The organism is Acinetobacter sp. S40, assembly GCF_016624705.1.
Taxonomy (GTDB): Bacteria; Pseudomonadota; Gammaproteobacteria; order Pseudomonadales; family Moraxellaceae; genus Acinetobacter.
In genome coordinates, this window is the sequence record NZ_JACVTU010000001.1 from 116783 (window position 1) to 139727 (window position 22945).

Sequence of the window (22945 nt, forward strand, 5' to 3'; positions counted from 1 at the left end):
ATGGAACTTTATATTGGCAATAAAAACTATTCATCATGGTCGATGCGTCCTTGGTTGGTTATGACACATTTTAATTTGACATTGGATGAGCATGCGGTTGCTTTTGATGATTTTGCTGTTGAAGGGCAGTTTAAGCAAACCATGTCAGCCATTAGTCCTGCAGCTAAAGTTCCCACATTGGTTGATCAGGATGTGGTGGTGTGGGATTCTCTCGCAATTTGTGAATATCTGGCGGAAAGTTTTCCTGAAAAACATTTATGGCCGGTGGATAAAACCCAACGTGCCCGTGCGCGCAGTATTAGCGCAGAAATGCATAGTAGTTTTATGACGCTGAGACAATACTGTGGCATGAACATTGAAGCAGATCTAAGGTTTATTGGCAGTAAACTATGGAATGACTTGCCAGCATTGCGAACAGATGTGGCTCGTATTGAACAGATCTGGGCTGAACGGCCAGATATGAATGGTTTTTTATGTGGTGACTTTAGTATTGCAGATGCTTTCTATGCACCAGTGGTGATGCGTTTTGTGAGTTATGGTTTGCCTGTTTCTGAGCAAAGTCAGCAATATATGCAAACCATCTTGGCCAATGCTGCGGTACAACAGTGGATGAATCAGGCACAGGTAGAAAAGCAGTTTGTTCAAAATCAGGAACCTTATCGACAGCATCCTGAGCAGTTTTTGAGAGTGTGAGGTTTAGCTGAGACGAGGCGGCAGATCAAAAAAACATTGGACTTGATTACGTCCCATCGCCTTGACCGCGTATAAGGCCTGATCAGCCTGATTAAGTATTTCTTTAGGATCACAATTATACTGAGACGTTGCAATACCAAAACTGGCGCTAATACGAATTTCGTTTTGATGGTCGACCAATATATTTAGTTTTTGAATAGCAAGTCGGCATCGTTCAGCAATAATTTTTGCTTGTTCTAGCGGCGTGTGGGGAAGTAATAGAATAAATTCTTCACCCCCAAAGCGCCCAATATAGTCTTGACGTCGTAGATGATTGGACAAACAGTTTGCAACTTCAATTAAAACTTCATCACCAATATGATGACCATAGTGGTCATTAATCTGTTTAAAATGATCTAGATCCAACAAAATAATGGCATAACCTGATTTTGGGTCAAGATGTTGCAGATGCAATTCTTGTAAACACCGATTTATACTGCGGCGATTGAGTATATTGGTTAAGGGATCAATCTGGCTGAGACGTTGAATATACTCCTCACGATTGCGCCATTGAGTCAGTAAAATTTCAAATAAAAGTAAACAGGTTAAAAAAATTGGTGCGCTAAAGAAAATCATACTTGCGACCCAAAATGGATGAGTAAAAGCATCGATTCCTAAATGTCCAAAATTAAAAAGAGGAGCGTAGGGAATGATATGCTTCATGCTCAAATACGTACTGCCTAAAAGCATTATACTCGCGGGGATCATCACCACATAGATGAAATGACGTTGAAATAGAATGAGCCCCACGCCTACTATACTGACATAACCTACCATAGTGGCTGGGCTAAGCGTACCAATCGAATAGCTCCCTGCACATAAAGTCACAGTAAATAATCCAACACTGAGCCAAGGAATAACCGCTTCAAACCATTTATGTTCACGATAATAAAGGGTCGGATAAATCAATAACGCCAATAAACAAAACCCGAGAATATCAATTCCCAAGCTAACTTTTAGTAAGGAGCGATTAATGAGCGGCCATAATTCAGGTTTCAAAAAAATATAAACTTTCCAGACGATCCATGTGATATGGATACCACATGCTAAAAATAGAATCAGGGTACATTTTTGCATGGTGGTCCAGTTCATGACGACATTATCTTCAAATATCGCTTTGATTAACCGTTTTTTCATTTGCAACATCCCCGGTAATGCCATCACGTAACAATGCAAAACCGTATACTTTTTTCATTAAAATTTTAATTGTTGTGATATGGAGGACTATAGATTGGTTTTTATTTGCTTAAGATAACAGTTTTAGGCGTGTATGAAAATTGAGCTTGGTCTGAAAAAATTGTGATGTTATTGGCGTTAATATTCTTTTATTCATTCATTTTTTTACTGAATTATTTAAAGTCACGCTAAGTTTTTGGGTGGATTAACCTATTTCACCCAGAATATTTTTCATGTAATGAAATAGGTAAGAGATGAGGGAGATAGTGGTAAATTAATCTCATTTTAAATTTAAAAGCTCGAACGTCTACACCTACTAGTCTTTATCCAATTGGTGAGCAAATTCAGCAATATCTGCCAATGCCTGTTTAGCTTCATCAAACCATGCATTAAACATCTGAAAATTGTGCCACATACCCGTGTAAAGTTTAAATTCTACATGTACTCCTGCTTTCTTGGCCTGTTCCTGAAAGCGTTTAGCATCGTCCAATAGAATCTCTTTAGAGCCGACTTGTACTAATGTTGGCGGTAAACCAGAAAGATCATCAAATAAAGGAGAAACTTGAGGATTGTCAGTGGCGATCCGATCACCCAAATAATAATCGATTCCTGCTTCCAGCGCTTCAATAGACAATAAAGCGTCATGCTTGCGATTAAAGCGTAAAGACTCGCTGGTTAAAGTTAAGTCCAGAAAAGGCGACAGTAGGATCAAGCCGCTAGGTTGTTCGTCCTGATTTTCTTTAAGACGTAAACACAGTGCCAAAGCTAGATTTGCTCCACAGGAATCGCCCGAAATAATAATATCCTTGGCCTGTATGCCCTGATCCAATAAAAGTTGATAGATATCATAAAGTGCATCTAAGGCATCGGGAAAACCACTTTCAGGTGCCAAAGGGTAATCGACATGAATGACCTGCATCTGCGTACGTGCTGAAATATCAGTCATAAAAGCACGATGCGTATTTAGACTGCCTAAGAAGAATGCACCGCCATGAATATGAAAAATGAGTTGGGTGGAAGATGATTGAGGTTTGATTTCCTCTGCTTTTATACCCGCTAGGCGAATTGGACGAATTTCAACTTCTTTATTGATTGGGAAAACACGGCATAGTTGATCCAACGCCGTTCTGAGAGCTGCTGGAGGTAAACTAAACTGACTTGGAGTTCGGATAGCAGCTTTTAAAATTGTTTCAGTAATATATTGTTTCCACATAGTATTTATCTTCATCATTTTTTCATAGTTGGAGTATAATTTTTAAAATTGTGCGAATTGGGCTATACAAGTTACAAGGCTACACTAATTAGTCACAGACAAAAATTGCAATATTGTTGTGAGTTTTGAATACTAATCATGTCAACAAAGACTTAGGGATATTAAACAAAAATGAAAAAATTTGCATTGGCAATTGGATTACTTGGTGCGACAGTTTTGGCAAATGCAACTGATCCATTAAATGGTACGGTTTGGAAAACGATTGACGATCAAACAAAACAACCGAAAGCAATTGTGAAATTCACTGAGCAAAAAAACGGGACATTATCTGCGACGATCCAAAGTATTTTGACGCCTGGTGAAGAAAATTCTTGTACTAAATGTGAAGGACCCTACAAGAATAAATCACTGAAAGGCGTCACCATTGTGAATGGCCTAAAAAACACAGGTGGCACAAGTTATGATGGTGGATCAATTCTGGATCCTAAAACAGGTAAAACCTATAAACTCAAAGGTGAGCTTGCGGATGGCGGTAAGAAACTGAATATTCGTGGCTATATTGGAATATCGGCATTAGGGCGTAATCAAACATGGATTCGTGCTAACTAATCGAATTTCTTCTAAATAGCATCAAATAGCCGAATGATTGATTCGGCTATTTTTTTATCAACTTTTTAGGCTTTGGCTATTTGTTGATAAGCTGCTTCATCAAAACCTACCAGATAACCCTGAGCTGTTTGCAGAACAGGGCGTTTAATCAAACTGGGATGGGCGATTAGGGTTTCAATTAAATGGGCTTCACTGCTGAGCGCAAATTGTTGTTCATCAGGCGATAACTTACGCCATGTAGTTCCCTTTTTATTTAAAATAATGTCCGCACCGACTTGATCTAACCAGACTTGAATAGTTTCTGCATCTATTCCCTGTTTTTTATAATCATGAAACTCGTAATTTAATCCTTGAGCATTCAGTGCATCAAAGGCTTTTTTCATTGAATTACAGTTTTTAATTCCATAAATCTTTAACATATTCTTGGGCTTTATCCATGACAATGCGTATTAGCCTACCCAAAAATAAAACAAAGCTCTAGTCTGAAGTGAATTGAAAAACGGATTTGAGATAACAATATCAGAATTAATTAAATCCATCGTACTTGTGTAATTAGATAAATGTCATAATATTGACATATGCTTCAGGTAAAAATGACTTGAAATTATAAGTAGATTAATCAAGAGTATTTTAATGGATGTTAAAAAAGAGAAAACCCGCATTTAATCATCCTGATCATGCGGGTCTCAGTCCAACGTCCATTGTCACATCCTTGAATAACCAAACTAGGTTATATATTTCCTTCCTACGGCGTCCTATCCTTTTGTCATCCTGACATGTCCCTGTGCCGTGCAGCTATAATGCTCTTAAACGGCTGTAAGAAAAATATACAATTTCCACAACAATTGTAGGTAAAAACCATTAATTCAGTGAACAAGTGTACCTTTTTAGCCGATTTTATAGTCAATAATCACAGGTGCATGGTCGCTAAACCATTCTTCTTTATAGACCCAAGCGTTGACTGTGCGATCTTTCCAATCGGGAGAACAAGCGTGATAATCAATACGCCACCCCACGTTTTTGGCACGGGCTTGTCCACGGTTGGACCACCAAGAATACAGTTCGGCTTCTTGGCGGACTTCACGGAAAGTGTCCACATAACCTAAATCGTCATAGATATGATCCAGCCATGCACGTTCATGAGGCAAACAGCCAGATGATTTCTGATTGCCTGACCAGTTTTTAATATCAATACGTTTATGTACGATATTGTAGTCACCACAGACAATGATCGATTTATTCTCACCACGCCATTGCTTTAAAATTCGTGCATATTGCTCCAAAAAGACATCCTTACGTGCTTGTGCTTCATCGCCTGAAGAACCAGACGGTAAATACAAGGAACATACATAAACAGGCTGTGCTAGACCTAAATCAAATTCGGCCGCAATAAAACGCCCTTGTGAATCGGCAAGTTCAAAACCCAGCCCATCTTGTACCGAGCTAAAGGGAATGCGACTATAGATGGCTGTACCCGCATAGCCAGCACGTTCAGCAGGAAACAGATGAGTGTACCAGCCTTCTGGTTTAAATTTATCTGTCCATTGGGTATGGGTAATGCGACTCTCCTGCATACACACCACATCAGCTTCTGACTTTTCCAGCCATTCGAGCAGCCCTTTGGTCACAGATGAACGCAAACCATTTACGTTAATTGAAACCACACGTAGAATTTTTACATCACTTGGATAGCTATCCTTTGGTATCATGCGCAAGTTTGACCTCAATTGATGAATCTGGAGCACCTATGACAACGCCATCGTCTTTTAACCCGCAAGCTTTTATTGAACTCGCGTTATCACGCGGTGTGCTTAAATTTGGTGAGTTTACCCTAAAATCAGGACGTGTCAGTCCGTATTTTTTTAACGCAGGTTTATTAAATGATGGTGAAGCATTGTCGCTATTAGCTCAAGGCTATGCCGATAAACTTGTACAATGTAAAAATGTTGATGTGATTTTTGGTCCTGCATATAAAGGTATTCCTTTTGTTGCGGCAACTGCGGTGGCATTGTCTCAGGTTCACACTAAAAGTGTACCTTGGGGTTTTAACCGTAAAGAAGCCAAAGATCACGGTGAAGGTGGCGTGCTAGTGGGCGCTGCTGTTGCAGGTCAAAAAGTCTGGATTATTGATGATGTAATTACCGCAGGTACTGCGATTCGCGAAGTGGTGAACATTTTGAAAAATGCAGGTGCGACCATTGCAGGGGTATTGGTTGCATTGGATCGTCAGGAACGTGGTCAAGGTGAACTTTCTGCGATTCAGGAAGTACAAAAAGAGCTAGAAATCCCGGTACATGCTTTAATTACCATGAAAGACTTGATGGACTTTTTGGATGCTAAAGGTGAAAAAGAGGCCTTGGCAAATATGCAGGCTTATCGTGAAAAATATGGCATCTAAGTTTTAAAGAACTAAAAGGAGGTGGAAACTTCCTTTTTTGTTTCGTTAATTGATAATTTAAAATAATTTTAAAAAGAGAACGTGGAACATCAAAAATCAAGGAAAAAGCCCTTTCAATGCGCTGAATCCTAGAAAGTCTTTGATTAAAATATTGATGCGGAAAGAAAAATTCAAGTATTTCGCATAAGGTCTACTATGTTAATTTTAGGAAACTTTAAAAGAACATAAAGCATTTCTTTCTTTTAAAATATTAATTTGAGTAAATCCTGCTAAAGATAACTCTTTTAAATGTTCATCAACTGTCATGTACAAGTCAGTATTTTTCATACCATTATCCGCAACAATATGATCTGTAACTATATATATTCCATTCTTATTTAATAGATGATCTCTAACTTGGGTATGAAAATTCTTAGAATAGGCTTTGTGTCTTAATTCATGTAATGCTTGATGAATTATCACTACATCATATTTTTCTTGTTCTACTATATGAAACCAATCAGAATCTTTAAAATTAGCAACTAGATACTTTGCTTTTGCACTCAATTTACCTAAATTTTCTTTTGATAATTGGTGCATAGCTTGCGAAAAATCTATGGCTGTATAACTAATACTTGATAAGTTTTCTAATAAAACCTTTGCTAAATATCCTGGACCAGAACCTATTTCAAGAATTTTAGGAATTTCAATATTTAAACTATTAATTTCATCAACATAAGTATCAAAAAATTCATATCTCCATGGGCGCTTTATATTTACTTCGGCAGCCCACTCAGATGCGTCATTTAAATTTCTTAAATCAATAGGACTTTTTACCTCATTAATATTCATTTTGTGTTCCTACAATTAAGATCTATTGTTATAGAAAATGTTTTATCATTAATTTCTAAATTTGAAAAATCATCTAATTTAAAAACTATTTAACAGAATGGCGCTTATACGAATTGTGCTTACTTACATTTCTTAGATGCTAGCATGCTGGCCTTTAATTTATCTTTATGCCTTTGATTAGCCAAAATCCAATGGTGGTTTGCTGCATAGAGCGATACTTATTTCTGTTATGAACATTCCACGCTTCACTTATTCACTCAAATACTAAGCTTCATGGATAAAGCTCGTTTATAATCAAGCCAATTGAAAATAAAGAGTGAACTGGTAATGCGTGTACTTGTCGTGATGGACCCAATTGAAACTGTTAATCTGAAAAAAGATTCAACCATGGCGATGCTTTGGGCGGCCAGCCGTCGTGGACATGAATTGGGTTACGCATTACAACAGGACTTATATATCGATCAAGGAAGTGCTTTTGGTCTGATTTCGCCGCTTAAAGTCTTTGAAGATTACAACCATTATTACGAGTTGGGTGAAAAACAAAAAGAATCGCTCGCTGCCTATGATGTAGTGTTGATGCGTAAAGACCCACCATTTGACATGAATTTTGTCTACACCACTTATATTTTAGAACAAGCAGAACGTGAAGGTGTGTGGATTATCAACAAACCGCAATCTTTACGTGACTGTAACGAAAAGTTGTTTGCCACTCAGTTCCCTGAGCTCCAAGTACCTACTCTGGTGACTTCACAGCAAAGCCTAATTCGTGAATTTATCAAAGAACAGGGCGATGTTATCGTAAAGCCTTTAGATGGTATGGGGGGCATGGGTATTTTTCGTTTATACCAAGATGGCGTAAATATTGGCTCAACTCTTGAAATGTTAACGGAAATGGGAAATCGCCCAATTATGGCACAACGTTATATTCCTGAAATCGTAGAAGGGGATAAGCGCATTTTGATGGTCAATGGCGAACCTGTGCCGTATTGTCTGGCACGTATTCCGCAAAATGGTGAAGTGCGTGGTAACTTGGCGGCAGGTGGTTTGGGTGAAGCACGTCCATTGACTGAAAATGACAAAAAAATTGCAGCCAAAGTCGGGCCATTTCTACGTGAAAAAGGGTTAGTATTTGTCGGACTAGATGTGATTGGCAATTATGTCACTGAAATCAATGTGACCAGTCCAACTTGCATCCGCGAGATTGATGCGCAATATGGTACATCTATCGCCGATGATTTGTTTGACGTGCTAGAAGCAGGTCGTTAATTGCCAAAATAAATAAAGATGATATTCACTCGTATCACTTGTGAATATCATCTTTATTTTAAAAAAATTAATCAATTTACATCTATTCTCACTTGCCACAAGCCTAAATTGAATACAAGGCAAAAAAGCTCGGCTTTATGTTGCAAACACGTGAAATTTGCTTTCCGTTCTGCTTGCTTTAGGATTAAAATGAACGGCTAAAATAATAGATGTGATTTCCCCATTTTCTTTTGAGTTGAAGAATTACACCGTGACCGATTCACCACAGCACAAACCTAAACATGTCATGATGATGGCGGCCGGTACGGGCGGTCATGTATTTCCTGCCTTGGCAGTTGCCAAAGAGCTACAACAACAAGGCTGTCAGGTGTCTTGGCTAGCAACGCCAGCAGGTATGGAAAATCGTTTATTAAAGGATCAAAATATCCCGCTTTATCAAATTGATATTCAAGGTGTGCGTGGTAATGGCGCAGTACGTAAATTATTAGCCCCATTTAAAATTTTAAAAGCTACACTCAATGCGATGCGGTACATGAAACAACTTAAAATCGATGCGGTCGCTGGTTTTGGGGGGTATGTGGCTGGCCCGGGTGGTTTGGCAGCACGTGTTTTGGGGATTCCTATTTTAATTCACGAACAAAATGCAGTTGCTGGTTTTACCAACTCTCAACTTTCGCGTATTGCCAATAAAGTGTGTGAAGCATTTCCAGATACTTTTGCTGCCAGTGAAAAAGTCGTGACAACAGGTAACCCAGTTCGTAAGGAAATTGCAGAAATCCTAAGTCCAAAATGGCGCTATCAGATTCGCGAGCAGGAAAATCAACCATTCAATATTCTGATTGTGGGTGGATCGCTAGGGGCACAGGCATTAAATGAGCGGTTACCTGAAGCACTTAAAAAGTTGGATCTGCCCCTCAACGTTTTTCACCAATGTGGTCAAAAACAAATCGACGAAACAACAGCACGTTATGCGGATGCACCAGCACATGTAAATGTTCAGGTGATGCCGTTTATTGAGGATATGGCAAAAGCCTATAGTGAGGCTGATTTAATTATCTGTCGTGCAGGTGCGCTCACGGTAACTGAAGTCGCTACCGCAGGCGTGGCAGCCGTTTTTGTACCTTTACCGATTGCCGTGGATGATCACCAAACAGCTAATGCCAAATTTTTGGCAGACATTGGTGCAGCAAAAATTTGTCAGCAATCCAGCATGACACCCGAATTTTTACATACTCTTCTGAGTGGTTTGATGAATCGTCAGTTATTGTCTGAAATGGCAGTGAAGGCACGTCAACATGCTCAACCCCAAGCGACTCAAACCGTCGCTGATCTTATTCAAGCTTTATAACTTCGAGTTCGCTATGTCACCATCAACGCCAGCTGATCAAGCCAAAAAACTGATTAAAGTCCCTGAAATGCGCCGTATTAAACACATTCATTTTGTGGGGATTGGTGGAGCAGGGATGTGTGGTATTGCCGAAGTACTCAAAAATCAAGGTTATAAAGTATCTGGTTCGGATATTAAGGCATCGAATACTACAGCACAGCTCGAAGAAAAAGGCATTAAGGTTTATATCGGACACACTGCTGATAACATTCAAAATGCCAATGTTTTAGTCGTCTCTACAGCGATTGATCCTGAAAATCCAGAAGTGAAAGCTGCTATCGAAAGCCGTACTCCAGTGGTGCGCCGTGCCGAAATGCTGGGTGAATTAATGCGCTATCGTCATGGTATTGCAGTGGCAGGTACGCATGGTAAAACGACAACGACCAGTTTATTAACGACCATGCTGGCCGAAGAAAATCTTGATCCGACCTATGTGATCGGTGGGCTATTGAATCGTACGGGTGTAAATGCCGCTTTGGGTGCAAGCCGTTTTATTGTTGCTGAAGCAGATGAATCGGATGCTTCTTTCTTGTATTTAGAGCCTATGGCGGCAATCGTCACCAATATCGATGCCGACCACATGGACACTTATGGTGGTAGTTTTGATACTTTAAAAGATACGTTTGTGCAGTTTTTGCATAAATTGCCATTCTATGGTTTGGCGGTCGTTTGTGGTGATGATGCGAATGTTCGAGAAATTTTACCGCGTGTAGGACGTCCAGTCTTGACGTATGGTTTTGATGAGGACAATGATATTCGTGCTGTTGATGTTGAACAGGATGGTATGCGTTCACATTTCACAGTGCTGCGCAAAGACCGTGAGCCGCTACGTTTAACGATTAATCAACCGGGCTTGCATAATATTTTGAATGCTTTAGCAGCGATTGGTGTTGCGACTGATGAGGGTGTATCTGATGCAGCCATTAGCCGTGCATTGAAAGGGTTTAGCGGAGTTGGTCGTCGTTTTCAGGTTCAAGGTGAATTTGAATTAGGTGAAGGAAATGTCAAGTTGGTGGATGACTATGGACATCATCCTAAAGAGGTTGAAGCCACCATTAAAGCGGCGCGTCAAAGTCACCCAGATCGTCGTCTGGTGATGATGTTCCAGCCGCACCGTTTTAGCCGTACTCGTGACTGTTTTGATGATTTTGTTGATGTACTGTCTCAGGTCGATCAGTTGTTATTACTCGAAGTTTATCCTGCGGGTGAAAAGCCGATCGTAGGGGCGGATAGTCGTTCACTAGCACGTAGTATTCGTTTGCGTGGTGACGTCGAGCCGATTTTGGTTGACCCAGTGGAAGGTAACCTGCAAAACGTGATACAAAAAGTGTTACAACCGAATGACTTGTTATTAACACAGGGTGCAGGTAACGTGGGAGCAATTTCAGTTGAACTTGCTCAGCATCATTTGTATTTAAAATAATGCGGTTCATCCATTTTTAATTATTGTGCTTGAAAAGTTTAAGGATAAAAACGTGTCAAATGCTTCAAAATTCGGCAAAGTTGCCGTGTTGTTCGGTGGGAAATCAGCTGAACGTGAGGTTTCTTTAGATAGTGGGAACGCGGTACTTGAAGCCTTGTTACGTTCGGGTGTACAAGCAGAAGCATTTGACCCTAAAAATCGCAGTGTGACAGAACTGGTCAATTATGACCGCGCTTTTATTGTATTGCATGGTCGTGGCGGTGAAGATGGTCAGATTCAGGGAACACTGGAATGGCTAGATGTCCCGTATACGGGGACAGGGGTGCAGGGTTCCGCTATCGGGATGGATAAAATTAAAACCAAGCAAATTTGGCAAGGGACTGATTTGCCGACAGCACCTTATCGTATTATCAATAAAGACTCGAACGTTGATGAGATTGTAAATAGCCTTGGTTTGCCTGTCATTATTAAACCTGTACATGAGGGTTCAAGTATTGGCATGAGTAAAGTTGAGAAAAAAGAAGACTTTGCAGAAGCGATTGCGAAAGCCACCGAACATGATGCGATTGTTATGGCAGAAAAGTGGATTACGGGGCGTGAATATACGATCGTGGTACTAAATGGGGAAGCATTACCCGTGATTCGTCTGGAACCTCCTAAAGATGTGGCTTTTTACGATTATGATGCCAAATATCAGCGTAATGATGTGCAATATGGGATTCCTTCAGGTCTCAGTGATTCAGACGAAAAACAGCTTCAACAATTAACTTTGCGCGCGTTCCAGGCTGTAGGAGCAAGTGGTTGGGGACGTGTCGATGCCATGCAGGATGAACAAGGTAATTTCTGGTTATTAGAAATTAATACAGTTCCAGGGATGACCAGTCATTCATTGGTTCCTAAAGCAGCTCAGGCGATTGGAATCGGGTTTGATGAGTTGTGTGTCGCAATTTTAGAACAAACGCTTCAAGGTACGGCTCACTAACTTATGGCTCAACTCCCAGCATCTATGCGCCGTCGTCGTGCGGCCATTACCTCCATCCATGAAAAACCACCTTCGCCTAAGCAAAAGCTGGTCAATGCGGGTGGATGGTTACTACTGCTGGTTGCATTTGTGGTACTAGGTTTAGGCATTTTTGGCTTATATAAAGTTATTACTGATGCCAAAATTGCTGAATTGAGTGTCGTCGGTACTCACTCGACAACAGAACAACAACAACTCATTCAACACATTCAGCCTATTGTTAAAGATAATTACTTTACTTCGGATCTGGAGCAGATTCGTGATAAAGCGCTTGAGATCTCATGGGTTGATCGTGTGGTTGTATCACGTGCCTGGCCCAATAGTATTCGAGTTCGTGTATTGCCGCGTCATGCAATTGCGCGTTGGGGTACTGGACGATTATTAAGTGATGGCGGTGATGTGTTTAGTGAAGCAGATCCACAAAATCACCCTAATCTGCCAATGTTACATGGCCCTCTTAGCCAATCTAAAGCCATGATGCGCCGTTATAACGAAATTAATCAGCTATTTCATCCAGTCAATCTCAGGTTAAAAGAGTTGTACTTAACTGAACGAATGACTTGGTTTATGCAGTTTGATTCAGGTTTAAGGGTAATTGTGGATCAGGATCAAACCATGAGCAAGTTGCAGCGTCTGAGTCATCTTGCGCAAACTGACTTAAAACCCGTGTGGCCCAAAATCTCTGCCATTGATTTACGATACCGAAATGGATTATCACTACAGTGGAAGAATGCAATACCACCAAAAATTGTAAATGGTCAGTTTGTTGTAACCAATGATGACACAAATGTTGCAGGTGGAATAACCGCAAAGCCATAATACATGGTTTTAAAATAACAGGCATTTTTGCCCATACTAAATAACGAACAAGTGGTAGTGAGTAATGAGTGAAGCTGTTCCCTCGATTGTTGCGATTGATATTGGGACACATAAAGTTTCAGTTTTAATTGGTAGAGTTCACGCACCGGATAACATTCAGGTCATCGGGATGGCAAACGCGCCTAACCGTGGCATGAATAAAGGAAAAATTGTTAGCCTCGACAAAGTCATTGCCGCAATTAAAAACGCCGTTGCTGAAGCAGAAAATATGGCGGAATGTCGTGTACATACCGCATGGGTATCGATTCCAAGTACAGAATTACAAAGTTTTTATGCTTCTGGGCGTACCCCGATTGCCAAGGCTGATCATACGATTAGTACAAATGAAGTTGTGCGAGCTCTGGAATTGGCTAAAGCCAGTCACGTCACGCCAGACTATTATCTAGCGAGTGCTGTACCTTTGGGTTTTGAGCTGGATGATGAACCAGAATGGGTACAAAATCCGATTAATATGTCCGCACATAGCATGACGGGTCATTATCAGTTGATGATGATGCCGATTAGTACCATGCAAAATCTGGATCGTGCCATGAAAGGCGCCAATATCGGTGTTGAAAAAATGGTCGTGTCAAGTCTGGCAACTGCAGAAGCCAGTCTGCTGAAAGATGAGAAAGAATATGGTGTTTGCTTGCTGGATATTGGAGCAGGAACCACCAATATAGCGGTCTATTTAGATGGTCGTTTGGCCTTAGCGCGGACACTACAGCGTGGTGGTGAAAATGTTACCCGTGATATTGCAGCCGTGTTACAAACTACAACTGAAGAAGCAGAACGCATTAAGATTTTACATGGTTGTGTTGACTTAAGTGTGGTGAAGCCAGACCACATGATTCAGGTACAGGCGATTGATGGACCACAAACCATTAGTCGCATAGAACTTGCTGAAATCATTATTGCGCGGTATGAAGAGATTTTTACACAGATTCGTGAAGAGCTAGAACGTACAGGTGCGATTAATGGTCTCTATCATGGTGTAGTATTAACTGGAGATGCCTGTCAGATTGAAGGTATGGTCAGTCTGGCACGTCGTATGCTTGGTGTTTCTGCACATTTAGGTAATCCACCTTTGCAGGTGTATGCTGATGATCAGCATCAGGCTGCTTTGCGACGTTCCATGTATGCAACCGCAGCAGGGCTTTTGCTTTTTAGCCAGAGTGAATTGCAAGATGCAGTGGAAGAGGCCGATGAAGTTAATGACCGCACATTTGTTGACCGTGTAGTCAATGGCTGGAATACTTTGAATAGCAAGTTAAAAGCTATTTTTTAAGATGTATGCATTTGTTGGGAATATTGTTTGGAAGTTGTAAGAGAAAATTGTCATACTTGACAAGGTAAGTATTGCACAGCATTCTAAAATCTATTGTTTTTTGAAGTATTAAGGCAGTGTACGGGCTGAAGTGACTGCCACTTATTGAAATTAGGAACCCTAAAGGTCATGGCCTCATTTGAATTTATAGAAGATGAACTAACCGATAGTAACGGTCAAGCCCGTTTCACTGTGTTTGGTGTCGGTGGTGGTGGTGGTAATGCCGTACAACATATGGTGCAGTCTGATATTAAAGGTGTGAAATTTGTTTGTGCAAATACGGACAAACAAGCACTTGATAGCATGAATGCACCTTTTAAAATTCAGCTTGGTGAACAAAGTACTCGTGGTTTGGGTGCTGGAGCTAATCCTGAAGTCGGTCAAATTGCTGCTGAAGAAAGCCGTGAAGTGATTCGTCAACATCTCGAAGGCACGGATATGGTGTTCGTGACTGCGGGCATGGGGGGCGGGACTGGTACAGGTGCCGCGCCGGTCGTTGCTGAAGTTGCCAAAGAAATGGGAATTTTGACTGTTGGTGTTGTTACCACGCCATTTAACTTTGAAGGGCGACGCCGTCAACGTGCTGCGGAAAAAGGCATTGATGCACTTGAAGCACATGTAGACTCATTGATTATCATTCCTAACCAGCGTTTGCTGAGTGTGTATGGCGATATTTCGATGAAAGATGCATACAAGAAAGCAGACGATGTATTGCTAAATGCGGTACGAAGTATTTTTGATTTAGTCGTAAATCGTGGTCACATCAACCTTGACTTTGCTGACTTGAAAACTGCAATGAGTACTCGTGGTTATGCCATGATGGGCGCAGGTTTAGGACGTGGCGAAGATCGTGCGCGTCAAGCAGCAGAACAGGCTATTCGTAGTCCGTTGCTCGATAATGTGAATATTATCAATGCTAAAGGTGTATTGATTAATATTACAGGTGGTGATGACATTACCTTACGTGAAACCGAAATTATTACCGATGTGGTCAATCAAATTGTCGATTTGGATGAAGGTGAAATTTTTTATGGAACCGTATTTGATCCGGATGCGCGTGATGAACTACGTGTAACAGTGATTGCGACAGGTTTAACTCGTAACGCTTCAGAGGCAGAACAGCCAAGAAAACGTGCGAGCGCAGGGCATGTCCATGTTCCAAGTTCACATCCTACCGATGAAGATGATGTTCCCGCGATTAATAAGCGCCAGAATACTGAGGCTCCAGTTGCAACCAATGCAGGTGCCGCACCGCGTTCATCGCCTATGAGCATTCAGGATTATTTGAAAAATCAGCAACGCAAGTAATAAAATCAATCATTTATGAAAAGGTAGTGTATTTACACTGCCTTTTTTGTTTTTTATCAATAGCTAAATGTGCTAACGTATAGCGGTTTTTGAATTGAAGTTAGAGTAGCATGTTGAAACAACGTACCCTCAAACGTGTGGTGAAAGCCAGTGGAATTGGTCTCCATAGTGGTCAAAAAGTGATGATCAATTTTCTGCCGCATGTTATTGATGGGGGAATCGTGTTTCGTCGGATTGATCTCAACCCACCTGTGGACATTCAGGCCAATGCTTTGCTTATTCAGGAAGCCTTTATGTGTTCCAACTTGGTTCAGGATGATATTAAGGTGGGCACCATTGAACATGTGATGAGTGCGATTGCGGGTTTGGGTATTGATAATTTGATTATTGAAGTATCTGCTTCCGAAGTCCCGATTATGGATGGTAGTGCTGGTCCTTTTATTTACTTGCTGATGCAAGGTGAGCTAATTGAGCAGAATGCTTCTAAAAAATTCATTAAAATTTTGAAACCTGTCGAAGCCTTAATTGATGATAAACGGGCTAAATTTAGTCCACATGAAGGCTTTCAGCTTAACTTCACCATCGATTTTGATCATCCTGCTTTTGCTAAAGAATACCAATCAGCCACCATCGATTTTTCAACTGAAACTTTTGTTTATGAAGTGAGTGAAGCTCGTACTTTTGGTTTTATGAAAGATCTGGATTATCTCAAAGCCAACAATCTGGCACTTGGGGCCAGTCTGGATAATGCAATTGGGGTAGACGATACGGGCGTGGTAAATGAAGAAGGATTACGTTTTGCAGACGAATTCGTGCGACATAAGATTTTGGATGCAGTCGGTGATCTTTATTTAATGGGACATCAAATTATTGCAAAATTTGATGGTTATAAATCAGGACACGCACTCAATAATCAGCTATTACGCAATGTTCAAAGTGATCCAGATAATTACGAAATTGTAACATTTGATAACGAAGAAGAATGTCCAATTCCTTATGTAAGTGTGAGCTAAGTCATTGTCTTGATGGGCTATGTTATATTGTAACTTTTAAATGTGTTAAATAGGTCACAAAATAATTGAAGCGAATATTTATATTTTGAAATGCTTGTTACTTTTTATTGCTTGCCAAACGCAGCAAAGCTTGGCTAAGCTTAGGGTCGTTCACTAATCCAGCAGCACTTCGTAACATTTCTTGTGTTTCTGGTGGTAAAGAAGTGACCTCAGTTACATGACTTTGATGATGATTTTGGGATGAATTTCTTAATCTAACCTGAAGTTTCTGTAAATCATGCAATCCTTCGAGTTGAACAAGTTTAGAAATGTATTGTGTTTGAAGATATCCGAGTTGACTAATCATGGCTTGATTTTCACCGGTAATCGTCAAAACACCATATTGATAACAGACCACCTGCCAATTTTCAGGTTGTGGCAGTAGGGGCTGAATAACTTTCGTAAGTCTTTGCCATTGTGCGACTTGCGTTGTAAGAAACGTTAAGTTTCCTGTTTTTATGTGTTTTCTTGTTTGTTGAAACACGTTTTTAGGATCAGTCATGGTGCTGGATTTTCCTCGCCAGATTATTGTCATCTTAAACGCTCATTTCAATAGATATCAAGGACGAGATCACGCAAGGAACTTTTTAAGAACAGTTCAAGAGGTTTTTTTATGCATTCGCGACGTATACTACTTGCTTTTTCACTGGCAGCTTCTGCTGCATCAGTTGCTTTCGCAGATTATCAAACACTGAATAGCCCAGATGCACCAGATCGCCTAGAAGCATTGTCTCGTACGCTTTCGCAAGGCTCTTATACTCATCCTGATGATCTTGATCTCCCTGCATCGGCTAAAGTATCGGTGACACTACGTGAGAAAACGGTTGAGTTAAACAATGAATCTCTTGAAAAGAAATATGGTAAAACAAGTAACACAGCTAAATTCTCGGCTTCTGCTTCAAGTAATAATCCTTATTCTTCATGGTTGATTAAACACCCTTTACCCGATATGACGCGCGTTTCATCTGAATATGGTATGCGAACCCTGATGGGCACAACACGTGGACATTCTGGTATTGACTTGGCTGCTCCAAGTGGTACACCAATTTATGCGACAGGTCCTGGAATCGTGACCAAGGCAGGTTGGGGTACAGGTTATGGCCAGTACGTTGAAGTAAATCATGGCAATGGATACCTTACTCGCTATGCACATGCATCACGTATTATGGTGCGTGCAGGCGATCAGGTACAGGCAGGTGAACACATTGCCAATGTTGGCTGTACAGGCCGTTGTACAGGTCCTCATCTGCATTTTGAAGTAGTGCGTGATGGTGAGCGTAAAAATCCATCAAGTTATCTCGCTTTACTTCCATAAATGCGGATTTAATTAATCACATTTCTATTCAAGCTATCATCAAATTCAAAATATTGTGTATAAAAAATCGCCTAAATTGGCGATTTTTTGTTATTTTAGGTAATGAAAAGTCATCAACTATTTATTATCTAAATAATGCTGTCAATCTGTATTCACCTGTGGGGATAACTTTACCTGCACCAAATATGATAAAAATATGGACTAACCGTAGACTAAGGGAAAGGTGAATTATGGCGTTTTATGGTGATTCCGACGCACAAGAAACCCAAGAATGGCAAGATGCATTTGATTCAGTTTTGCAGCATATGGGTACAGAACGTGCTGCTTTTTTACTCGAAAAGCTTTATCAACGCGCGATTGCGAAGCATGTGCCTATTCAGCGCCTAAATACCCCTTACTTAAATACAATTTCAGTAGAAGAACAACCTGCAATGCCAGGTGATCAGGATATGGAGCGTCGTATCCGTGCCCTTATTCGCTGGAATGCACTGGCAATGGTGCTACGCGCTAACAAAACAGGTGATGATCTGGGTGGTCACTTGGCCAGTTTTGCATCTTCAGCTACCTTATATGATGTTGGCTTTAACCATTTTTTCCGTGCTAATAGCGATAGTTTTGGCGGCGATATGATTTATTACCAAGGTCATTGCGCACCTGGTATTTATGCCCGTTCATTTCTTGAAGGCCGTTTGACTGAAGATCAATTGAATAATTTCCGACGTGAAGTTAACGGTAATGGTTTATCTAGCTATCCACATCCCTATTTGATGCCAGATTATTGGCAATTCCCAACGGTATCGATGGGTCTTGGTCCAATTATGTCGATTTATCAGGCCCACATTCAAAAGTACTTGATGAACCGAGGTCTAATTAAAGAAGAAAACCGTAAAGTTTGGGCTTATCTTGGTGATGGTGAAATGGATGAGCCTGAAAGTACAGGTGCCATTTCACTTGCAGGTCGTGAAAAGTTAGATAACTTAATTTGGGTAGTGAACTGTAATTTACAGCGCTTAGATGGCCCTGTACGTGGTAATGGTAAAATTATTCAGGAACTTGAATCTTTATTCCGTGGCGCAGGCTGGCGTGTGATTAAAGTGGTCTGGGGACGTCACTGGGATCCTTTACTGGCCAATGATAAATCAGGCGCGTTAAAAGCAGTGATGGAAGAGGCTGTTGATGGTGATTATCAACGTTATCAAGTGAAGGGCGGTGCTTATACACGTGCGCACTTCTTTGGTAAGTATCCTGAAGCTGAAGAATTAGTGAAAAACCTGAGCGATGAAGATATTGATAATCTAAATCGGGGTGGTCATGATCCGTATAAAGTATTTGCAGCTTATACTGAAGCGATGAAGAGTACAGGTCAACCTACAGTAATTTTGGCGAAAACTGTTAAAGGTTATGGCTTGTCTGATGAGATTGAAGCAGTCAATAAAACTCACCAGATCAAAAAAATGCATGTTGATTCACTTAAGTATGTACGTGATCGCTTCAACTTGCCATTTACCAATGAGCAACTTGAAGAGTTGCCGTTATATCGTCCAGCAGAAAACTCGCCAGAATTGAAATATATGAAAGCGCGTCGTGAAGCATTGGGTGGTTACTTACCTGCACGTCGTAAAGAAAGTGAAGCGTTGGCGATCCCTGAAATTTCAATTTTTGATAGCGTATTAAGCGGCAGTAACGGTAAAGAACAATCTACCACTATGGTGATGGTGCGTTTGATCGCGGCCCTGCTTAAAGAAAAAGCAATTAAAGACCGTGTTGTGCCGATTGTTCCAGATGAAGCGCGTACTTTTGGTTTGGAAGGTATGTTCCGTCAATTGGGTATTTATGCTGCGCATGGACAGAAATATACACCAGAAGACAATGAACAGCTCATGAACTATCGTGAAGCCAAAGATGGTCATATGTTACAGGAAGGGATTAACGAGGCGGGTGCCATGAGTGCATGGGCTGCGCTTGGTACGAGTTATTCAACCAATAACTTGCCAATGATTCCGATGTATATGTATTACTCGATGTTTGGCTTCCAGCGTATTGGTGATATTGCGTGGGCCGCAGGTGATGCACAGGCGCAAGGTTTCTTGCTTGGTGCAACTGCAGGCCGAACCACGTTGAATGGTGAAGGCTTGCAACATCAGGATGGGCATTCGCATATTCTGGCGGGAACTATTCCAAACTGTATCGCTTATGATCCTTGCTTTGGCTACGAGCTGGCGGTTGTTGTACATGATGGTTTAAAACGTATGTATGTGAATCAAGAGCGTGTGTTCTATTACTTAACGGTAATGAATGAAAACTACGAACATCCCGAAATGCCAAACGGTGCAGAAGAAGGTATTAAGCGTGGTATGTATCTCTTTGAAAAAGATGAGCAGGCCACAGTTCAGTTATTGGGCTCAGGGGTTATTTTACGTGAAGTAATTAAAGCTGCGAAAATCCTGCGTGAAGAATATCAAATTCATTCAAACATCTGGAGTGTGACCAGCTTTAATGAGCTGGCGCGTGATGGTATGGTATGTGATGAATATAACCGCTTACATCCACTGGCTGAAGACACGAAAGAGTCTTGGGTATCACAGCAGTTACGTGGTACAGATGGTATCGTGGTGTCTGCAACCGATCATATGCGTGCTTATAGTGAACAGATTCGCGCTTATTTACCAGACAATCGTCCCTATGTAACGCTAGGTACAGATGGTTATGGCCGTTCGGATACCCGCGGTAATTTGCGTAGTTATTTCGGTGTTGATGCAGCACATATTGTGGTGGCTACATTGAAAAAACTGGCAGATGAAGGCGAAGTGGAAAATCGTTTGGTGAAAGATGCGATTTCTAGCTTTGAGTTAGATACTGATCGTCCAGTAGCTTGGGCTCCACAGGCACATCCTGAAGTACAACCTGTAGCGGAATACCATGAAACTCAATCAGGTGAGGGGAACTAAGCGATGCAAGTGAAAACACCTGATATTGGCGTAGAAAAAGCAACCGTTGCCGAGATTTTAGTTAAGGTTGGTGACCAGATTTCTGAAAATGATAGTCTGATTCTACTTGAATCGGATAAAGCTTCTGTCGAGGTTCCAAGTACAGCATCCGGTGTGGTCAAAAGTATTTTGGTCAACCAAGGCGATGAAGTGACAGAAGGAACGGTTCTAGTTGAATTAGAAAGTGGAAGTGAAGCTGCGACTGAAGAAAAGGCAGCTGTAAAATCTGAAGAAGTATCGGAAGCTACTTCATCTGAAGCTATCAAGAAACCAGCAACTCGACCTACTATTTCAGCTTCATCTGGTGCAACTACTATCGTGGAAGTACAAGTTCCAGATATTGGTGTAGAAAAAGCAACGGTTGCTGAACTATTAGTTAAAGTGGGCGATGAAATTACTGAAAATGATAGTTTGATTTTGCTTGAATCAGATAAAGCATCCGTTGAAGTGCCGAGCCCTGTGTCTGGAACAGTTGAGAGTGTTGCCGTAAAAGAGGGAGACTCAGTTAAAGAAGGTGTACTTCTGCTAAAAGTTAAAACTCAAGGTGGACGTGAACAGGTCACTACGGCAAATGAAAATACCGTAGCGCAATCTGTCGAGACCGCTTCAACAACTGTTGAAGATGAAACGGATACACAGGAAACTGTTAGCTCAGGGGAACAGGAAATTAACGTACCTGATCTCGGGGTGGATAAAGCCACGGTATCTGAAATTTTGGTACAAGTGGGCGATCGCGTAGAAGCTCAACAAAGTTTGTGTGTGGTTGAATCGGATAAAGCTTCAGTCGAAGTACCAAGCAGTATTGCAGGTGTCGTAAAAGCGATTCATGTCAGTGTTGGACAAGAGGTTAAACAGGGCATTGCGCTGGCAACGATTGAAGGTGAAGCAAAAGCAGCGCCTAAAGCCAAACCGCAAGCCAGTAAACCTGCTGCTCAAACTGCATCGGTAAAAACAGAAAGTGCTGCAAAACCTGCTGAACAACCAAAGGCTGCTGTGGTCGACTCGGTCAATAAATTGAGTCAAGCGCAGGAAGCAGAAAATGCAAAAGTTTATGCAGGCCCTGCGGTGCGTAAACTAGCACGTGAGCTAGGTGTGATTCTGGCACAAGTTAAAGCTTCGGGTGAACATGGTCGTTTGATGAAAGAAGACATCTATGCCCATGTGAAGCAGCGCATGACTGCACCTGCGCCAACCCCAGCGAATGCTGCGGCGGCAGTGGCTTCTGGATTGCCAGCATTGCCAGATTTCAGTGCTTTTGGTGGTGGTGAAGTTAAAACCATGACCCGCTTACAGCAAGTGTCTGTGCCCCAGTTATCTCTTAATAACTTTATTCCTCAAGTCACCCAGTTTGACTTGGCGGATATTACTGAGCTAGAGGCATGGCGCGGTGAGCTGAAAGATGGCTTTAAAAAGCAAGGTGTTAGTCTGACGATCTTGGCCTTTATCGCTAAAGCTGTTGCACACTTGCTTAAAGAAGAGCCATATTTTGCAGGACATTTGGCTGATGATCAAAAATCAGTCTTGTTGCGGAACGAAATCCATATGGGTATTGCAGTGGCGACACCTGATGGTTTAACTGTACCGGTGTTGCGTAACCCAGATCAGAAGTCAATTAAACAAATTGCGGTTGAGTTGGGTGAATTGAGTCAAAAAGCACGTGACAAGAAATTATCACCAAAAGACTTACAAGGCGCTAACTTTACCATTACCAGTTTGGGTTCAATTGGCGGGACGGCATTTACACCATTAGTCAACTGGCCTCAAGTTGCGATTTTAGGTATTTCACCTGCGACAATGCAGCCTGTGTGGAATGGTAAGGACTTTGATCCGCGTTTAATGTTGCCATTATCGCTTTCTTATGATCACCGTGTCATTAATGGTGCTGATGCAGCGCGGTTTACCAACAAGCTAACCAAATTGCTTAAAGATATTCGTACGTTACTGATCTAATGTCTCTTATAAAAAGACCTCGCTTTGGCGGGGTTTTTTTATAATTGAAATTGGGGCCAACTATTTGCTTGTATCTACATAAAAAAGGCCCA

At 41.2% G+C, this 22945-nt stretch carries 20 protein-coding genes; 14 read left to right on the forward strand and 6 right to left on the reverse strand.

Annotated features, from left to right (window positions below; genetic code table 11):
- Positions 1-693 (forward strand): glutathione S-transferase family protein, encoded by a 693-nt coding sequence (locus IAE19_RS00565; protein ID WP_200459007.1) that lies wholly within the window; start codon positions 1-3, stop codon positions 691-693.
- Between the two features lie 3 nt (positions 694-696).
- On the opposite strand, the gene IAE19_RS00570 is transcribed toward IAE19_RS00565, so the two are convergent.
- Both IAE19_RS00570 and IAE19_RS00575 read right to left on the reverse strand, forming a co-directional pair.
- Positions 697-1869 carry a GGDEF domain-containing protein gene (locus IAE19_RS00570; RefSeq protein ID WP_200459008.1) on the reverse strand — a complete coding sequence of 391 codons (1173 nt, stop codon included), beginning with the start codon at positions 1867-1869 and terminating at the stop codon, positions 697-699.
- A 355-nt stretch (positions 1870-2224) separates the two neighbouring features.
- Positions 2225-3136, reverse strand: a complete 912-nt coding sequence (locus tag IAE19_RS00575; RefSeq protein WP_200459009.1) for an alpha/beta hydrolase — start codon at positions 3134-3136, stop codon at positions 2225-2227.
- Positions 3137-3292: 156 nt separating this feature from the next.
- Here IAE19_RS00575 and IAE19_RS00580 point away from each other — a divergent pair, with 156 nt between their 5' ends.
- The gene (locus IAE19_RS00580) at positions 3293-3730 is read left to right on the forward strand and encodes a DUF2147 domain-containing protein (RefSeq protein WP_200459010.1); all 438 of its coding nucleotides are present in this window, start codon (positions 3293-3295) and stop codon (positions 3728-3730) included.
- A gap of 65 nt (positions 3731-3795) precedes the next feature.
- Here IAE19_RS00580 and IAE19_RS00585 read toward each other — a convergent pair whose 3' ends face one another.
- The gene (locus IAE19_RS00585; protein ID WP_200459011.1) at positions 3796-4149 is read right to left on the reverse strand and encodes an arsenate reductase; all 354 of its coding nucleotides are present in this window, start codon (positions 4147-4149) and stop codon (positions 3796-3798) included.
- A gap of 468 nt (positions 4150-4617) precedes the next feature.
- Entirely contained in the window at positions 4618-5439 is an 822-nt protein-coding gene (locus tag IAE19_RS00590) for an exodeoxyribonuclease III (protein WP_200459012.1), read from the reverse strand.
- A gap of 38 nt (positions 5440-5477) precedes the next feature.
- On the opposite strand from IAE19_RS00590, the gene pyrE reads away from it, so the two are divergent.
- Positions 5478-6128 carry an orotate phosphoribosyltransferase gene (gene pyrE / locus IAE19_RS00595; RefSeq protein ID WP_200459013.1) on the forward strand — a complete coding sequence of 217 codons (651 nt, stop codon included), beginning with the start codon at positions 5478-5480 and terminating at the stop codon, positions 6126-6128.
- Between the two features lie 204 nt (positions 6129-6332).
- Here pyrE and IAE19_RS00600 read toward each other — a convergent pair whose 3' ends face one another.
- Positions 6333-6959: a class I SAM-dependent methyltransferase gene (locus tag IAE19_RS00600; RefSeq protein ID WP_200459014.1), complete on the reverse strand. Its 627-nt coding sequence runs from the start codon at positions 6957-6959 to the stop codon at positions 6333-6335.
- A gap of 327 nt (positions 6960-7286) precedes the next feature.
- Between IAE19_RS00600 and gshB the strand changes: the two genes are divergently transcribed.
- From gshB to lpxC, 8 genes are all read left to right on the forward strand, one after another.
- On the forward strand, positions 7287-8225 hold the full coding sequence (gene gshB / locus IAE19_RS00605) for a glutathione synthase (protein ID WP_200459015.1): 939 nt from the start codon (positions 7287-7289) through the stop codon (positions 8223-8225).
- 250 nt (positions 8226-8475) lie between these two features.
- Positions 8476-9573 carry an undecaprenyldiphospho-muramoylpentapeptide beta-N-acetylglucosaminyltransferase gene (gene murG / locus IAE19_RS00610; RefSeq protein ID WP_200459016.1) on the forward strand — a complete coding sequence of 366 codons (1098 nt, stop codon included), beginning with the start codon at positions 8476-8478 and terminating at the stop codon, positions 9571-9573.
- Positions 9574-9586: 13 nt separating this feature from the next.
- A complete protein-coding gene (gene murC / locus IAE19_RS00615) occupies positions 9587-11035 on the forward strand; it encodes a UDP-N-acetylmuramate--L-alanine ligase (protein ID WP_200459017.1) in 1449 nt (482 codons plus the stop codon).
- Between the two features lie 52 nt (positions 11036-11087).
- Complete coding sequence (locus IAE19_RS00620; protein ID WP_200459018.1) at positions 11088-12017, forward strand: D-alanine--D-alanine ligase; 930 nt, start codon at positions 11088-11090, stop codon at positions 12015-12017.
- 3 nt (positions 12018-12020) lie between these two features.
- A complete protein-coding gene (locus tag IAE19_RS00625) occupies positions 12021-12875 on the forward strand; it encodes a cell division protein FtsQ/DivIB (protein WP_200459019.1) in 855 nt (284 codons plus the stop codon).
- Between the two features lie 64 nt (positions 12876-12939).
- Positions 12940-14202: a cell division protein FtsA gene (gene ftsA, locus IAE19_RS00630; RefSeq protein WP_200459020.1), complete on the forward strand. Its 1263-nt coding sequence runs from the start codon at positions 12940-12942 to the stop codon at positions 14200-14202.
- Positions 14203-14370: 168 nt separating this feature from the next.
- Positions 14371-15549 (forward strand): cell division protein FtsZ, encoded by a 1179-nt coding sequence (gene ftsZ / locus IAE19_RS00635; RefSeq protein ID WP_200459021.1) that lies wholly within the window; start codon positions 14371-14373, stop codon positions 15547-15549.
- A 110-nt stretch (positions 15550-15659) separates the two neighbouring features.
- On the forward strand, positions 15660-16562 hold the full coding sequence (lpxC, locus tag IAE19_RS00640) for a UDP-3-O-acyl-N-acetylglucosamine deacetylase (RefSeq protein ID WP_200459022.1): 903 nt from the start codon (positions 15660-15662) through the stop codon (positions 16560-16562).
- A 97-nt stretch (positions 16563-16659) separates the two neighbouring features.
- Here lpxC and IAE19_RS00645 read toward each other — a convergent pair whose 3' ends face one another.
- The gene (locus tag IAE19_RS00645; protein ID WP_200459359.1) at positions 16660-17103 is read right to left on the reverse strand and encodes a DUF721 domain-containing protein; all 444 of its coding nucleotides are present in this window, start codon (positions 17101-17103) and stop codon (positions 16660-16662) included.
- A 111-nt stretch (positions 17104-17214) separates the two neighbouring features.
- Here IAE19_RS00645 and IAE19_RS00650 point away from each other — a divergent pair, with 111 nt between their 5' ends.
- The 3 genes from IAE19_RS00650 (at position 17215) to IAE19_RS00660 (ending at position 22853) form a co-directional block, all read left to right on the forward strand.
- Positions 17215-17916, forward strand: coding sequence for a M23 family metallopeptidase (locus tag IAE19_RS00650; RefSeq protein ID WP_200459023.1), 702 nt, complete (start codon positions 17215-17217; stop codon positions 17914-17916).
- Between the two features lie 230 nt (positions 17917-18146).
- Positions 18147-20864 carry a pyruvate dehydrogenase (acetyl-transferring), homodimeric type gene (aceE, locus tag IAE19_RS00655; RefSeq protein ID WP_200459024.1) on the forward strand — a complete coding sequence of 906 codons (2718 nt, stop codon included), beginning with the start codon at positions 18147-18149 and terminating at the stop codon, positions 20862-20864.
- Positions 20865-20867: 3 nt separating this feature from the next.
- Entirely contained in the window at positions 20868-22853 is a 1986-nt protein-coding gene (locus IAE19_RS00660) for a 2-oxo acid dehydrogenase subunit E2 (protein ID WP_200459025.1), read from the forward strand.
- Positions 22854-22945: the final 92 nt, after the last annotated feature.

Excerpts from the sequence above, each read along its gene's own strand:
- IAE19_RS00580 (WP_200459010.1), top strand. The coding sequence starts at position 3,293 with ATGAAAAAATTTGCATTGGCAATTGGATTACTTGGTGCGACAGTTTTG.
- ftsZ (WP_200459021.1), top strand. The coding sequence starts at position 14,371 with ATGGCCTCATTTGAATTTATAGAAGATGAACTAACCGATAGTAACGGT.
- IAE19_RS00575 (WP_200459009.1), bottom strand. The coding sequence starts at position 3,136 with ATGAAGATAAATACTATGTGGAAACAATATATTACTGAAACAATTTTA.
- IAE19_RS00660 (WP_200459025.1), top strand. The coding sequence starts at position 20,868 with ATGCAAGTGAAAACACCTGATATTGGCGTAGAAAAAGCAACCGTTGCC.
- IAE19_RS00600 (WP_200459014.1), bottom strand. The coding sequence starts at position 6,959 with ATGAATATTAATGAGGTAAAAAGTCCTATTGATTTAAGAAATTTAAAT.
- IAE19_RS00565 (WP_200459007.1), top strand. The coding sequence starts at position 1 with ATGGAACTTTATATTGGCAATAAAAACTATTCATCATGGTCGATGCGT.
- pyrE (WP_200459013.1), top strand. The coding sequence starts at position 5,478 with ATGACAACGCCATCGTCTTTTAACCCGCAAGCTTTTATTGAACTCGCG.
- murC (WP_200459017.1), top strand. The coding sequence starts at position 9,587 with ATGTCACCATCAACGCCAGCTGATCAAGCCAAAAAACTGATTAAAGTC.
- aceE (WP_200459024.1), top strand. The coding sequence starts at position 18,147 with ATGGCGTTTTATGGTGATTCCGACGCACAAGAAACCCAAGAATGGCAA.
- IAE19_RS00570 (WP_200459008.1), bottom strand. The coding sequence starts at position 1,869 with ATGAAAAAACGGTTAATCAAAGCGATATTTGAAGATAATGTCGTCATG.
- lpxC (WP_200459022.1), top strand. The coding sequence starts at position 15,660 with ATGTTGAAACAACGTACCCTCAAACGTGTGGTGAAAGCCAGTGGAATT.
- IAE19_RS00590 (WP_200459012.1), bottom strand. The coding sequence starts at position 5,439 with ATGATACCAAAGGATAGCTATCCAAGTGATGTAAAAATTCTACGTGTG.
- IAE19_RS00585 (WP_200459011.1), bottom strand. The coding sequence starts at position 4,149 with ATGTTAAAGATTTATGGAATTAAAAACTGTAATTCAATGAAAAAAGCC.
- IAE19_RS00625 (WP_200459019.1), top strand. The coding sequence starts at position 12,021 with ATGGCTCAACTCCCAGCATCTATGCGCCGTCGTCGTGCGGCCATTACC.
- gshB (WP_200459015.1), top strand. The coding sequence starts at position 7,287 with ATGCGTGTACTTGTCGTGATGGACCCAATTGAAACTGTTAATCTGAAA.
- IAE19_RS00650 (WP_200459023.1), top strand. The coding sequence starts at position 17,215 with ATGCATTCGCGACGTATACTACTTGCTTTTTCACTGGCAGCTTCTGCT.
- IAE19_RS00645 (WP_200459359.1), bottom strand. The coding sequence starts at position 17,103 with ATGACTGATCCTAAAAACGTGTTTCAACAAACAAGAAAACACATAAAA.
- ftsA (WP_200459020.1), top strand. The coding sequence starts at position 12,940 with ATGAGTGAAGCTGTTCCCTCGATTGTTGCGATTGATATTGGGACACAT.